Below are 13,656 nucleotides of genomic sequence, written 5' to 3'. Positions count from 1 at the left end.
CGGGAGACGACCATGACCGACCCACAGCTCCAGCGCCCGCCCGCCGAGGTGCGGTTCGCCGACGAGTTGGCCCGGCTGCGCGAGGACGACGCGGCCCCGCGCCCGCCCGGGTGGGCGCTGAGCATGGCCGCGGCGCGGCGGTTCGTCGTCGGCGACGAGCGCGCCGGCATCAGCCGGAAGTTCGTCGGCGACCCGTCGCTGATCGACCGGTCGCTGGTCACGCTGGCCACCAGCCGGGGCCTGATGCTGGTCGGCGAGCCGGGCACGGCGAAGTCGCTGCTGTCGGAGCTGATCGCGGCGGCGGTGAGCGGCGAGTCGACGCTGACCATCCAGGGCGGCGCGGCGACCACCGAGGACCAGGTCAAGTACTCGTGGAACTACGCGCTGCTGGTGTCCGAGGGGCCGTCGACGCGGTCCCTGGTGCCCGCGCCGATGCTGCGCGGCATGGCCGAGGGCAAGGTGGTGCGGTTCGAGGAGATCACCCGCTGCCCGCTGGAGGTGCAGGACAGCCTGCTGTCGCTGCTGTCCGAGCGGGTCGTCGCCGTCCCCGAGCTGCCCGGCCCGGACGGCATGGTGTTCGCCCGCGACGGGTTCACCGTGATCGCCACCGCCAACACCAGGGACCGGGGCGTCAACGAGATGAGCGCCGCGCTCAAGCGGCGGTTCAACTTCGAGACGGTGTTCCCGATCGCCGACTTCCGCACCGAGCTGGAGCTGGTCGAGCAGGAGGCGACGAGGCTGCTGGAGCGCTCCGGGGTCGGCGTGCCGCCGCGCCGCGACGTGCTGGAGGTGCTGGTGCGCACGTTCCGCGACCTGCGCGGCGCGGGACAGCAGGCGGACCGGCTGTCCACGGTGATGAGCACGGCCGAGGCGGTGTCGGTGGCGCACGCGGTCGGCCTGCGCGGCTGGTACCTGCGCGGCGAGGCCGGAACGCCCGCCGACGTGGTGGAGTGCCTGGCCGGGACCGCGGCCAAGGACAACGCGGACGACCTGGCCCGGCTGCGCCGCTACCTGGAGCAGCAGGTGCCGCGCCGCACGGGTGAGCAGTGGCAGGCCCTGCACCGGGCCCGTCACCTGCTGCCGGGCTGATGGGCGCGGTCTTCGTCGGCGTCCGGCACCACAGCCCGGCGTGCGCGCGGCTGGTGGCGTCGACGATCCGGGAGCTGCGGCCCGCGCACGTGCTCGTCGAGGGCCCGGCGGACGTGAACGACCGGCTCGACGAGCTGCTGCTCGGCCACGAGCTGCCGATCGCGATCTTCACCTACCTCGCCGACGGCGACCGGTCGCACGCGTCGTGGACACCGTTCTGCGACTACTCGCCGGAGTGGCTGGCGCTGACCACGGGCCGGGAGGTGGGCGCGCGGGTGTCGTTCATCGACCTGCCGGCGTGGCACCCGGCGTTCGCGGGGCGGGGCAACCGGTACGCCGACGCCGAGCTGCGGTACGCGGAGGTCGTCGACCGGCTGTGCCGGGAGTTCGCCGTGGACAACGTGGACGCGCTGTGGGACCACCTGGTCGAGGTCGCCGACCCCGAGGGGCTCGCGGAGCGGCTGACGGCCTACTTCGACCTGGTGCGCGGCGACGCGGGGGCGGAGCACGACGACGCGGAGCGCGAGGAGCACATGGCGGCCTGGGTGCGCGCGGCGGTGGCGGACGCCGGCGACCGGCCGGTGGTCGTGGTGACCGGCGGGTTCCACACGCCGGCGCTGCGCGCGCTGGCGGCTTCGGGCGGCACCGCGTGGCCCGGGGTGCCCGCTCCCCCGCCGGGTGCGCGCGGGGCGAGCTACCTGGTGCCGTACTCGCACCGGCGGCTGGACGCGTTCACCGGCTACCAGTCGGGGATGCCGTCGCCGGAGTACTACCACCGGCTGTGGACCGACGGCGCGGCGGGCGCGGCGACGGCGCTGGTCGAGTCGGTGGTGGCCCGGCTGCGGGCACGGCGGCAGCCGGTGTCGACGGCCGACCTGATCGCGGCCCGCGCGCAGGCCGAGGGCCTGGCCCGGTTGCGCGGCCACGAGCACCCCTCGCGGGTGGACGTGCTGGACGGCCTGGTGAGCGCGCTGGTCTCGGAGGACCTGGCGCAGCCGCCGCCGTGGTCGGTGCGCGGGCCGCTGGCGGTGGGCACCCACCCGGCGGTGGTGGAGGTGGTGGCCGCGCTGAGCGGCGACCGGGTCGGCCGCCTGCACCCGGCGACCCCGGCCCCGCCGCTGGTGGGCGACGTGGCGGCGGAGCTGACCCGGCTCGGCCTGGACGGGGCGGGCCGGGTCGACCTGGACCTCGCCGACCCGCGCGACCTGGACCGCAGCCGCACCCTGCACCGGCTGCGGGTGCTCGGCGTCCCCGGTTTCCACCGCCGGTCCGGCCCGTCCGGCGGCGCCGACCCGGTGGCCGCGGAGCGCTGGTACCTCGCGCCGGTCGACACCCGGGTGTCCGCCCTGGTCGAGGCCGCCGCGCACGGCGCGACGCTCGCGGAGGCCGCGGCCGCCGCGCTGCACGGCCGGGTGCCGCACGCGGGCGTCGCCGCGCTGGCCGGGGTGCTGTTCGACGCGGCCCTGTGCGGTGTGGGCACCCTCGCCGAGGCGGTGACCGACACCCTGACCCGCGAGGTGGCCGGGGCCGCCGACCTGGGGCCGTTGGGCGTGGTGCTGACCGACGTGCTGGGCCTGTGGCGGCACGACCGGCTGCTGGGCACGGCCGGCAGCCCCGTGCTGGGCGGCGTCCTGGACGCGGCGGTCGGCCGGGTGCTGTGGCTGGCGGAGGGCCTGCGCGGCGGCCCGGCCCCCGCCGACCCGGCCAGGCTGCGGGCGCTGGTGGGGGCGCGCGACGCCCTGGTGCACGCGGCCGGCGCGCTGGAGGTGGACCGGGCGCGGGCGGTGGCGGTGATGCGGCGGGTGGCCGCGACCGCCGGCGCGCCGCCGGACCTGCGCGGTGCGGCGTTCGGCTTCGCCTGGTCGCTGGGCGGCGCGCCGCCCGGTCACGTGGAGGTGGTGCGCGGCGTGGCGGCGCCCTCGACGCTGGGCGACTGGCTCGCGGGCCTGTTCGCCGTCGCGCGCGAGGAGGTGGTCGGCGACGAGGCCGTGGTCGGCGCGCTGGACGAGGTGGTCGGCGAACTGCCCGAAGAGGACTTCCTGGTCGCGCTCCCGGCGCTGCGCCAGGCGTTCGCGCACTTCCCGCCGGCCGAGCGGGAGTCGATCGCCGAGGTGCTGCCGGCCCGGCGCGGCGGAGCGGGGTCGGCGCGGGCGCTGGTGCGCGCGCAGGTCGACCCGCTGCTGGTCGCCGAGGCCCGCGCGCTGGAGGCGAAGGTGGACGCGGTGCTCGGGCGGGAGGGGTTGGCGTGAGCGACCTGGAGCGGTGGCGGTTGATCCTCGGCGGGGCCGCGACGCGGTCGACCGGCGAGCTGTCCGGCGACGCCGCGCGGCGGGACGCGGCGCTGGAGTGGCTCTACGGGCGCGACCCCGACCTGGCCGGGCGCGGCGTGCGCACCGGCGGCACCGGGGACTCGGTGCTCACCACCGTCGACTGGCTGGACGACGTGCACCGCCTGTTCCCCCGGGAGACCGTGGAGCGGCTGGAGCGCGACGCGGTCGAGCGGTACGACATCACCGAGGTGGTGACCGACCCGGCCGTGCTGGAGCGGATCGAGCCGAACGCGGCGCTGCTGCGCGCGGTGCTGCGGACCAAGCACCTGATGAACCCCGAGGTGCTGGCGATGGCGCGGCGCATCGTGGAGGCGGTGGTGCGCGACCTGCTGCGCAGGCTGGCCCACGAGGTGCGGCAGTCGTTCACCGGCGCCCGGTCGCGGCGGCCGAGCAACCACAGGCTGGCGCGCAACTTCGACTTCCGCGGCACGGTCCGCGCGAACCTCGCCCACTACCAACCGGAGGAGGGGCGGCTGCTGATCGAGCGGCCCCGGTTCACCTCGCGCACCCGGCGGCACGTCGACCGGTGGCAGCTGGTCCTGGTCGTGGACCAGTCCGGGTCGATGGCCGGGTCGGTGATCCACTCGGCGGTGACCGCGGCGTGCCTGTGGGGCCTGCCGGGGCTGAAGACGCACCTGGTCGCGTTCGACACGAACGTCGTCGACCTGACCTCCGACGTGACCGACCCGGTCGAGCTGCTGATGAAGGTGCAGCTGGGCGGCGGCACGGACATCGCCCGCGCGGTCGAGTACGCCGCCGGCCTGGTGGAGAACCCGCGGCGGGCGATCGTCGCGGTGGTCACCGACTTCTTCGAGGGCGGCGACGCGCAGCGCCTGGTGCGGACCGTGCGCGGCCTCGTGGAGCAGGGCACCCGGGTGCTGGGCCTGGCCGCGCTGGACGAGGACGCGAACCCGGTCTACGACCGGGACCTGGCGCAGCGGCTGGCGAACGTGGGCGCGCACGTCGGCGCGATGACGCCGGGTCAGCTGGCGGAGTTCGTCGCGGAGAGGATGGGCTGATGCGCGCCGACCTGCTCGCGCTGACCCCGGACGCGCTGGCCGCGCTGGCCAACCGCGGCCTGGTGAAGCGGGCGACCAAGGAACTGGACGCGGGCGCCGGACCGGTGCTGGGGCCCGACGGCGGCACCGTCACGGGCCGGTTCGCCGACGGCGTGGTGGTCGCGCTCCCACCCGGTGCCGGCCTCGACCGGGCGACGTGCACGTGCGGCGCGGCGGGCGTGTGCCGGCACCGGGTCGCGGTCGTGCTGGCCTACCAGCGCGAGCACGGCGGGGCGGCGTTCACCCCGTGGTCGCCCGGCGCGATCACCGACGACCGGCTGCGCGACCTGCTCGGCGAGCGGGTGCTGACCGCGGCCCGCCGCGCGCACCGCGCCGGGCTGCCCGTGCGGCTGACCCGGCCCACGGCGGCCGACCCGGTGGCGACGGCCGAGCTGCCGTCGTGCACGGTGCGGTTCCTGGTGCCCGGCGAGCTGGGGTACGTGCACACGGACGCGGCGGCGGCGACCCGCGACCAGTGGGCGGTGCTCGCGGTGTGGGCGTTCCGCGAGGCCGACGAGCGCGGGCTGACCGACGACGTGGTGCGGTTCGACGTGGGCGGCTCGGCCACGCCCACCGACGACCTGGACGCGGTGCGGGGCCTGGCCGACGCGCTGCTGCTCGACGGCGCGGCCGGCGCGGACCCGGTGTTCGGGGCCGCGCTGGAGCGGGCGCGGGCGGGCCTGGTGGCGGCCCGCCTGCACTGGCCGGCGCTGGCGGTGGACGAGCTGGCGGGCGCGCTGCGGGCGTACCGGGACCGCAGCGCGCACCACGACCCGGCGCACGTGGCCGAGCTGCTCACCGAGCTGTACGCCCGTGCCCGCGCGACCGGGCCGCGGTCGCAGGTGCTCGGCACGGAGGAGGCGGCCGAGACGCCGTTGCGGCGCGTCCGGCTGACCGCGCTGGGCTGCCGGGTGCGGGCCACCGCCGAGGACCGCACGGCCGAGGTGTTCTTCGCCGACGGCGGCACGGTCCTGGTGCTGCGGCACCGCTGGCCGGTGGGCGAGGACGAGCACCCGACGGGTCACGACCTGGCCGGGCGGCGGCTCAGCGGCGCGGCGCTGGCCGACCTGGCCGCGTCGACCGTGGTGTCGGAGTCCGCGACCCGCGGCGCGGGCAGGGTGGTGCGGGTGGGCGCGCGGGCTTCGAGCACGTCGATCACGCCCCTCGGCGGCTCCTGGGAGTCGCTGCCGGACGGGCTGGTGGTGCGCGACTTCGCCGCCGCCGGCCGCGAGCTGGACGCCCTGCCGCCCCGCGTGGTGCGCCCCCGGGTGGCCGCCGAGCTGGTCCGGGTGGTGCGGGTGGCCGAGGTGGAGCGGGTCGCCTACCACCCCGGCGCGCAACGCCTGGACGCCGTCGTCGGCGACGGTTCGGGCGCCACTGCCACGATCTCCGCCGCCCACCGCGCCCACTGCCCGGCCGCGCTCGACGCCCTGGCCGCGGCCCTGCCGGCCGCGACGCACGTCAGCGGCGAGCTGCGGCGCTCCCGGGGCGGCCTGGTGGTGGACCCGATCGCGGTGCTCACCCCGACCGGGCTGGTCGTCCCCGACCTGGCGACCGGCGCCACGCCCCTGCTCCCCGGCGACGCGCCCGCGCCCGACCCCCTGACGGCGGCGGTGGACTCGGCGCTGGGCCTGTGCGCCGAAGCCGCCCACCGCGGCCTGCGCCACCTGCCGCCCACCCTGCGCGACCGGTCCCTCGCCGCCGCCGACGCCCTGCGGCGACTGGGCCTGCGCACCGCCGCCGACCTGCTGGCCGCGTTCGCCGACGACCCGACACCGCCCACCTGGCACCGCGCCCACCTGCGCCTGCTGACGACCGCCGAGCGCCGCTGACGCCCCTGAGATCGAGTGGCCCCCGTGGCCGGGCGGGGTCGGCGGCCAGGCGGGGTCAGCGCGCGCGTTCCCAGAGCGGGAGGCGGAAGGTCGCGTAGGTGAACTTGCCGGTGATCCGCCCGTCCGCGTCGAAGTGGAAGACGTCCAGGCCGTGCCACTGCACGCGACCGCCGTGGCGGAGGCGGGCGAACCACCGCAGCGGCGGCAGCGCGCGCCGACCGCGCTCACCGGTCAGGTCGAGCCGGCACGCCCACCGGATCGTCGCCCGGCGGCGGGTCTCGTCGATCACCCGGTCGTACACGTCGAAGGTCATCGCGCCGTAGCGGCCGGCGAACTGCGGCGCGAACTCCGCCCGGATCGCCGCGGAGCCGCGCAGCTCGGGGCCGTGGCCGGGCAGGTAGCGGGCGTCCTCGGCGAAGAAGGACATGACCCGGTCGAGGTCGGGTCCGGGGTCGTTGAAGGCGGCCACGAACGAGTCGATGGTCTGGCCGAGGTCGGTGCCGGTGGTCATGGGCCTGCCGTTCGGAGCGGGGAGGGAGCCGTGCGGTCGAGTGGGGACTTTATAAGAACACCGTATCCTTAACAAGGGAACAGTGTTCCGCTAACTGTCGGGCTATGGTGGCGGCCGCCATGGAAGCGTCGTTCCAGCGGGCCAGGCGCCCGGAGCAGAAGACCCAGCGGCGCGAGGCGATCCTCGCCGCCGCCGACCGGCTCGCGCGCGACGCGGGCGTGGCCCGGGTCAGCCTGGGCGACGTCGCCTCGGCGGTCGGGCTGGCCAAGTCCAACGTCCTGCGCTACTTCGGCACGCGCGAGGAGATCTACCTGGAGCTGACCAGGCGGGAGGGCTCTGACTGGGCGACCGCCGCGGGCGAGGCGCTGCACGGGGCGAGCGGCTTCACCGGGGTGGCGACCGCGCTCGCCGACGCGTACGCCGACCGGCCGCTGTACTGCGACCTCACCACCCACACCGAGACGATGCTGGAGCACAACGTCTCGGTGGAGGTCCTGCGGGTCCACAAGCTGTGGGCCATCGACACCTACTTCACCGTCGGCCGGCGGATCGCCGCCGCCTGCCCGCAGCTGACCGACACCGACGGCGCCTCCCTGGTCATGGCCGCCGGCGCGTTCGTCGCGAAGCTGTTCCCGCTGACCCGTCCCCCGGAGGCGCTGCGGGAGCTGTACGACCGCGAACCCGAGATCGCACGGGTGTTCCCGCCGTTCCGGCCCACGCTCCGGCGCATGATCGCCGCCACCGCCGCCGGGCTGCCGACGACCCGGTGACCACGCGACGACCCACACGGCGACCACGCGGCGACGGTCGCACCGGCCCGGAACCGGCCACTAAGGTCGATCACGTGGACTACCCGTTCCCGCGCCACCCGGGTTTCGACCCGCCCGCGCCGTTCGCCGAGCTGCGCGACCGCGACCCGGCGTGCCCGGTCTCGCTGCGCCACGGCCAGCAGGCGCACCTGGTGACGAGGTACGCCGACGTGCGCGCCGTGCTGCGGGACCACGAGCGGTTCGGGTCGGACCCGAGCACGCCGGGGTTCCCGCAGCTGCGGCCGGTGGTGGACCGGAAGGCCGCGCCCGGCAGCTTCCTGGTCACCGACCCGCCCGAGCACACCCGGTACCGGCGGATGCTGACCGGCGAGTTCACCGTGCACCGCATGGAAGCCCTCTCACCGCACGTCGGGCGCATCACCCGCGAACGCCTGGACGCCCTGCGCGCGGGCCCCCGCCCGGCCGACCTGGTGACCGGCTTCGCCCTGCCCGTCCCGTCGGACGTGATCTGCCTGCTGCTCGGCGTTCCGGTGGCGGACCAGGAGTTCTTCTCCACCCGCAGCCGGGCGCACCTGAACCGGGCGCTGGACGCCGCGCAGGTGCAGGCGGCGCTCGACGAGCTGCACGCCTACCTCGCCGACCTGATCCGCGAGCGCCGCGCCGAACCGCGCGACGACCTGGTGAGCCGCCTCGTCGCCGACCCGTCGCTGACCGACGAGGAGGCCGTCGGCATGACGGTCCTGCTGCTCGTCGGCGGGCACGAGACCACCGCGAACTCGATCGCCCTGTCCGTCCTCGCGCTGCTGCGCGACCGGACCCGGTGGGACGCGCTGGTCGCCGACCCGGACCTGGTGGACCACGCGGTCGAGGAGCTGCTGCGCTACCTGAGCCCGGTGCACCAGGGCGTGGTGCGCGCCGTCCGCGCGGACGCCGAGGTCGGCGGCCGGCGGCTCGGCCCGGGCGACGGCGTGATCGCCTCGCTGTTCGCGGCGAACCGCGACCCGGCCGCGTTCCCCGACCCGGACCGCGTCGACCTGGGCCGGGAACGGGCGAAAACGCACCTGGCGTTCGGCACCGGCGCGCACCAGTGCATCGGCCACCTCCTGGCGCGGCTGGAGATGCGGGTCGCGCTGCGCGCCCTCGTCACCACCCTGCCCACCCTGCGCCTGGCCGTGCCGTTCGAGGACGTCGAGTGGAAGTTCGACGCGCCGATCTACGGCCTGCGCGCCCTGCCCGTCACCTGGTGAGCTCGCGGTACTCGACCCAGTCGAAGTCGGCGAACGCCGTGCTGTCGCGGCCGTTGGCGGTCGCGTACAGGGCCAGGTGCACGCCGGTGAAGCCGCCCGTCACCGGGGTGCTCAGCGGGCGGCCGTCGATCGGGGTGCCGAGGTCGCGCCAGTCGTCCGCTCCGGTGGCGTAGCGCGCCTGGTGGTCCTGCCCGCGCGCGTGGAAGCCCAGGCGCAGCAGCGGTCCGGTGACGGGGACCGACGCGATCAGCTCGTCGACGCCCTTCAACCGCCGCACGAGCCGCAGCTCGTCGCCGTCCCGGGTGAGCCGCAGGTGGTTGTCGTGGTTCTGGAGCACGACCAGGCCCGCCGACTCGTGCGCGGCGCGCGGGGTGAACTCCAGGGCGCACTCGAACGCGAAGTCGCGGTGCCGCTGGGGACGGCACACGAGGCTGGGCGTGGCGAGGTCGGTCACCGCCTCGGGCCGCAGCGCCAACCGCAGGTGGCCGGGGCGCTCGAACGACCAGAACGGCTCGTCGGGCGTGCGCAGCACGAACCAGGACGGGTCGAGGGGGCCGGTGTCGAAGTCGTCGCGCGCGGGGACGGCCGGCCACGGGTGCGGGTCGAGGGCGGGCGCCTCGACGGTCTCCTCCACGAGGTCGAGGACCGGCCACCCGTCCACCCAGCGCACGGGGGCGAGGAACGTCTCGCGGCCGAGGTTGTAGAAGTAGCCGCCGTAGGGGCGCATGGCGAGCAGCACGGCCCACCAGTCGCCGGCGGGCGTGGTGACGAGGTCGGCGTGGCCGGTGCCGGTGATCGGGTGGTCGCGGCCGAACTCCCGGTGGGTCAGCACGGGGTTGCGCGGGTTCCCCTCGTACGGGCCGGTGATCGACGTGGACCGGGCGGCCACCACGGCGTGGTCGACGTCGGTGCCGCCCTCGGCGCACACCAGCACGTAGTGACCGTCCACCTTGTAGAGGTGCGGCCCCTCCGCCCACACCGCGTCCGGCGTGGAGCCGCCCCAGATCACCGTCTCCGGGCCGAGTTCGCCGTCCCGCAGCTCGCGCAGCCACACCTCGGTCTGCCCGCGCCGACCCGCCGCGACCTCGCGGCAGCCGTGCAGCCACACCCGGCCGTCGTCGTCGAAGAACAGCGAGGGGTCGAAGCCGTCCACGTCGAGCCACACCGGTTCGGACCACGGTCCGGCCGGGTCGGTGGCGGTGACCAGGAAGTTGCCGCTCGGGCCGTTGCCCTCGACGAGCGTGCAGACGACGTGGAAGACGCCGCCGTGGTGGCGGATGGTCGGCGCGTAGAGGCCCTTGGAGGGGCCGATGCCGTGCAGCGGGAGCTGGGACGGGCGGTCGAGGACGTGGCCGAGGAGCCGCCACGACACCAGGTCGCGGCTGTGGTGCACCGGCAGGCCCGGGAAGTAGGCGAAGGTCGAGGTGACCAGGTAGTAGTCGTCGCCGACGCGGCAGATCGACGGGTCCGGGTGGCAGCCGGGCAGGATCGGGTTGGGGTGGCGCACCGACGGGACTCCCGAAATTTTCGCGGCAACAGCGATCATTTCGACCCTAGGTGCGCCCGCGGACCCGGTCAAGGACGCCCGGCCCCCGGGATGCTGGGACGATGACGGCCACCAGGCACGACCGCCACCGACGGCTCTCGGCGCTGCTCGCGGCGCGGGACGACACCGACCTCGCCACGCTCCTGCGCGAAGGGGGAACGGAGGTGGGCGTCGGCGGCGGCACGGCGGTGCTCGACGTCGACGGCACCCCGGTGTTCGCCAAGCGCGTCCCGCTGACCGAGCGGGAACTCGCCCACCCGCGTTCGACGGCGAACCTGTTCGACCTGCCGGTGTCCTGCCAGTACGGCGTCGTCAGCCCGGGGTTCACCGCCTGGCGCGAGCTGGCCGCGAACCGGGTGGTCACCGACGCCGTCCTCGCCGGCGCGACGGGGTCGTTCCCGCTGCTGCACCACTGGCGGGTGCTGCCGGGGCGCCCGCCCGTCGCGGCCGAGCACGCCGACGTGGGGGCGGTCGTCGCCGCGCTGGGCGGCAGCCCGGCCGTGCGCGCCCGCCTGGAGGCGCTGGCCGCCGCGCCGGCGAGCCTCGTGCTGTTCTTCGAGCACGTCCCGCACCCGGTGTCCGCCCTGCTGGACGAGGACCCGGCGGGGCGGGCCGAGGACGTCGAGCGGCAGCTGCTGCGGATCGCGGCCTTCCTGCGCGACCGGCGGCTGCTGCACATGGACGCGCACCTCGGCAACATGCGCACCGACGGCGAGCGGATCTTCCTCACCGACTTCGGCCTGGCCACCTCGCCCGACTTCGACCTGTCGGCCGCCGAACGCGACTTCGTCCGCCGCCACGCCGACCACGACACCGACTACGTCGCCGCGCGGCTGGTCAACTGGCTGGTGACCGCGGTGTGCGGTGTGGCGGCGGAGCGCGTCCCCACCGCCCGCAACGAGTACGTGCTCCGCTGCGCGACCGAGGGCGTCCCGGCCGACGTGCCACCGCACGTGGCCGCGATCCTGACCCGGCACGCCCCCGTCGCCGCGCGGGTGAACGCCTTCTACTGGCGGTTGTTCGACGGCGACGTGCACGCGGAGTACCCCGGCACCGCGCGGTGAGCCGCCGGCCGCGCCCGCCGGACCGGGCGGCGGTCCGGCGGGCGGCGGGGGGCTCAGCTCTCCGTGCTGAACGCGGCGTCGAACGAGGTCGCCGGCGGGTCGAACAGGTGCTTGCGGATGAAGCCCACCGCTTCCTCCGCGCCCCTCAGGCGGTCCATGCCGGCGTCCTCCCACTCCACCGAGATCGGACCGGTGTAGCCGATGGCGTTCAGCGCGCGGAACGACTCCTCCCACGGCACGTCGCCGTGGCCGGTCGAGACGAAGTCCCAGCCGCGGCGCGGGTCGGCCCACGCCAGGTGCGAGGACAGGCGGCCGTTGCGGCCGTCGAAGCGCTTCTTCGTGTCCTTGCAGTCGACGTGGTAGATCCGGTCGGCGAAGTCGAGGATGAAGCCGACCGGGTCGAGGTCCTGCCACACGAAGTGCGACGGGTCCCAGTTCAGGCCGAACGCGGGCCGGTTGCCGACCGCCTCCAGGGCCTTCTTCGTCGTCCAGTAGTCGTAGGCGATCTCGGACGGGTGCACCTCGTGCGCGAACCGGACGCCGACCTCGTCGAACACGTCGAGGACCGGGTTCCAGCGCGCGGCGAAGTCCTGGTAGCCCTCGTCGATCACGGACTGCGGCACGGGCGGGAACATCGCCACGTACTTCCACGTCTTCGACCCGGTGAAGCCGACCACCGTGTCGACGCCGAGGAGGGCCGCCGCGCGCGCGGTGTCGGCCATCTCCGCCGCCGCGCGCTGGCGCACGCCCTCGGGCTCGCCGTCGCCCCAGACGCGGGCGGGCAGGATGGCCTGGTGCCGGAAGTCGATCGGGTCGTCGCACACGGCCTGGCCGACGAGGTGGTTGGAGATCGTCCAGACCTCCAGCCCGTACTTCTTGAGCACCTCGCGCTTCGCGGGCACGTACCCGTCGTCGACGAGCGCCTTGTCCACCTCGAAGTGGTCGCCGGAGCAGGCGATCTCCAGCCCGTCATAGCCCCAGCCGGCGGCGAGCCGGCACACCTCCTCGAACGGCAGGTCGGCCCACTGGCCGGTGAACAGCGTGACCGGACGGCTCATCGGGTGTCTCCAATCGTGGTCCACGCGGACTCGTGCCCGGCACTGTCCTCCACCGCCGCCAGCACGCGCTGCACCCGCAGGCCGTCGGCGAAGCTGGGCGCGGGGTCGACGCCGCCGCCGATGGCGGTCAGGAAGTCGGCCACCTCGTGGGTGAACGTGTGCTCGTAGCCCAGCAGGTGCCCCGGCGGCCACCACGCCGCCACGTACGGGTGGTCGGCCTCGGTGACCAGGACGCGGCGGAACCCGGAGTCCGGGCCCTCCTCGGCCGAGAACACCGACAGCTCGTTCATCGACTCGAAGTCGAACGCCAGGCTGCCGCGCGAACCGTTGACCTCCAGCCGCATGGCGTTCTTGCGGCCCAGCGCGAACCGGGTCGCCTCGAACGTGCCGAGCGCGCCGGAGCCGAAGCGGGCCAGGAAGATCGCCGCGTCGTCCACGGTGACCTCGTCGCGCCCGCCCGCGCCGTCCGGGCGTTCCCGCACGAACGTCTCGGTCGTCGCGCTGACCCCGGTGATCAGGTCGCCGGTGACGAACTGCGCGGCGTCCACGATGTGCGCCCCGAGGTCGCCCAGCGCGCCCGAACCGGCCTTCTCCTTGCGCAGCCGCCACGTCATCGGCGACTCGGGGTCGGACAGCCAGTCCTGGAGGTACACCGCGCGCACGTGCCGCACGTCGCCGATGCGGCCCTCGGCGACCAGCCTGCGGGCCAGCGCGAGCGCCGGCACCCGCCGGTAGTTGAACGCCACCATCGAGCGAACGCCGCGGGTCGCGGCCTCCTCGGCGGCGGCGGCCATCTCCTCGGCCTCGGCCACCGAGTTGGCGAGCGGCTTCTCGCACAGCACGTGCTTGCCCGCCGCCAGCGCGGCGAGCGCGATCTCGGCGTGCGTGTCGCCCGGCGTGCAGACGTCCACCAGCTGCACGTCGTCCCGGGCGACCAGCGCGCGCCAGTCGGTCTCCGCGGCGGCCCAGCCGTACTTGTCGGCCGCCTCCTTGGTGCGCACCGCGTCACGTCCACCGAGGGCGGCGAGCCGGGGCGTGAGCGGCACGTCGAAGAACCGGTGGACGCTTCGCCAGGCGTGCGAGTGCACCGCGCCCATGAACGCGTGGCCGACCATGCCCACGCCGATCTCTTCCGTCATCAGCAGCCTTTC

At 75.6% G+C, this 13,656-nt stretch carries 11 protein-coding genes; 7 read left to right on the top strand and 4 right to left on the bottom strand.

The window, feature by feature from the left end; genetic code table 11:
• The first annotated feature begins 12 nt into the window (after positions 1 to 12).
• The 4 genes from ACR807_RS05220 to ACR807_RS05205 are packed head-to-tail and all read left to right on the top strand — an operon-like array spanning position 13 to position 6,309.
• The gene (locus ACR807_RS05220) at positions 13 to 1,089 is read left to right on the top strand and encodes an ATP-binding protein (protein WP_438920046.1); all 1,077 of its coding nucleotides are present in this window, start codon (positions 13 to 15) and stop codon (positions 1,087 to 1,089) included.
• Positions 1,089 to 3,338 carry a DUF5682 family protein gene (locus ACR807_RS05215; RefSeq protein WP_438920045.1) on the top strand — a complete coding sequence of 750 codons (2,250 nt, stop codon included), beginning with the start codon at positions 1,089 to 1,091 and terminating at the stop codon, positions 3,336 to 3,338. The genes ACR807_RS05220 and ACR807_RS05215 overlap by 1 nt, the downstream gene beginning before the upstream one ends.
• Positions 3,335 to 4,438 carry a VWA domain-containing protein gene (locus ACR807_RS05210; protein WP_438920044.1) on the top strand — a complete coding sequence of 368 codons (1,104 nt, stop codon included), beginning with the start codon at positions 3,335 to 3,337 and terminating at the stop codon, positions 4,436 to 4,438. Before ACR807_RS05215 ends, ACR807_RS05210 begins: the two co-directional genes overlap by 4 nt.
• A complete protein-coding gene (locus ACR807_RS05205; RefSeq protein WP_438920043.1) occupies positions 4,438 to 6,309 on the top strand; it encodes a YehQ family protein in 1,872 nt (623 codons plus the stop codon). Before ACR807_RS05210 ends, ACR807_RS05205 begins: the two co-directional genes overlap by 1 nt.
• 55 nt (positions 6,310 to 6,364) lie before the next feature.
• On the opposite strand, the gene ACR807_RS05200 is transcribed toward ACR807_RS05205, so the two are convergent.
• Entirely contained in the window at positions 6,365 to 6,820 is a 456-nt protein-coding gene (locus tag ACR807_RS05200) for a YybH family protein (protein ID WP_438920042.1), read from the bottom strand.
• Between the two features lie 119 nt (positions 6,821 to 6,939).
• Here ACR807_RS05200 and ACR807_RS05195 point away from each other — a divergent pair, with 119 nt between their 5' ends.
• On the top strand, positions 6,940 to 7,590 hold the full coding sequence (locus ACR807_RS05195) for a TetR/AcrR family transcriptional regulator (RefSeq protein ID WP_438920041.1): 651 nt from the start codon (positions 6,940 to 6,942) through the stop codon (positions 7,588 to 7,590).
• 74 nt (positions 7,591 to 7,664) lie between these two features.
• Positions 7,665 to 8,837 (top strand): cytochrome P450, encoded by a 1,173-nt coding sequence (locus tag ACR807_RS05190; RefSeq protein ID WP_438920040.1) that lies wholly within the window; start codon positions 7,665 to 7,667, stop codon positions 8,835 to 8,837.
• Here the strand turns inward: ACR807_RS05190 and ACR807_RS05185 are convergent.
• Complete coding sequence (locus ACR807_RS05185) at positions 8,827 to 10,344, bottom strand: glycoside hydrolase family 43 protein (protein ID WP_438920039.1); 1,518 nt, start codon at positions 10,342 to 10,344, stop codon at positions 8,827 to 8,829. The two genes, ACR807_RS05190 and ACR807_RS05185, sit on opposite strands and share 11 nt — an antisense overlap.
• Positions 10,345 to 10,445: 101 nt before the next feature.
• On the opposite strand from ACR807_RS05185, the gene ACR807_RS05180 reads away from it, so the two are divergent.
• The gene (locus ACR807_RS05180; RefSeq protein ID WP_438920038.1) at positions 10,446 to 11,447 is read left to right on the top strand and encodes a protein kinase family protein; all 1,002 of its coding nucleotides are present in this window, start codon (positions 10,446 to 10,448) and stop codon (positions 11,445 to 11,447) included.
• Between the two features lie 53 nt (positions 11,448 to 11,500).
• Here ACR807_RS05180 and ACR807_RS05175 read toward each other — a convergent pair whose 3' ends face one another.
• Together ACR807_RS05175 and ACR807_RS05170 are read right to left on the bottom strand one after the other, a co-directional pair.
• Positions 11,501 to 12,505: a sugar phosphate isomerase/epimerase family protein gene (locus ACR807_RS05175; RefSeq protein WP_438920037.1), complete on the bottom strand. Its 1,005-nt coding sequence runs from the start codon at positions 12,503 to 12,505 to the stop codon at positions 11,501 to 11,503.
• Positions 12,502 to 13,644, bottom strand: a complete 1,143-nt coding sequence (locus ACR807_RS05170; RefSeq protein WP_438920036.1) for a Gfo/Idh/MocA family protein — start codon at positions 13,642 to 13,644, stop codon at positions 12,502 to 12,504. The genes ACR807_RS05175 and ACR807_RS05170 overlap by 4 nt, the downstream gene beginning before the upstream one ends.
• Between the last annotated feature and the right edge of the window lie 12 nt (positions 13,645 to 13,656).

Origin of the sequence: Saccharothrix sabaoui, from assembly GCF_051756985.1 — a bacterium.
GTDB lineage: Bacteria > Actinomycetota > Actinomycetes > Mycobacteriales > Pseudonocardiaceae > Actinosynnema.
The sequence above is the reverse complement of the archived record's forward strand: the minus strand, read 5'-3'. Positions and strand labels throughout refer to the sequence as shown.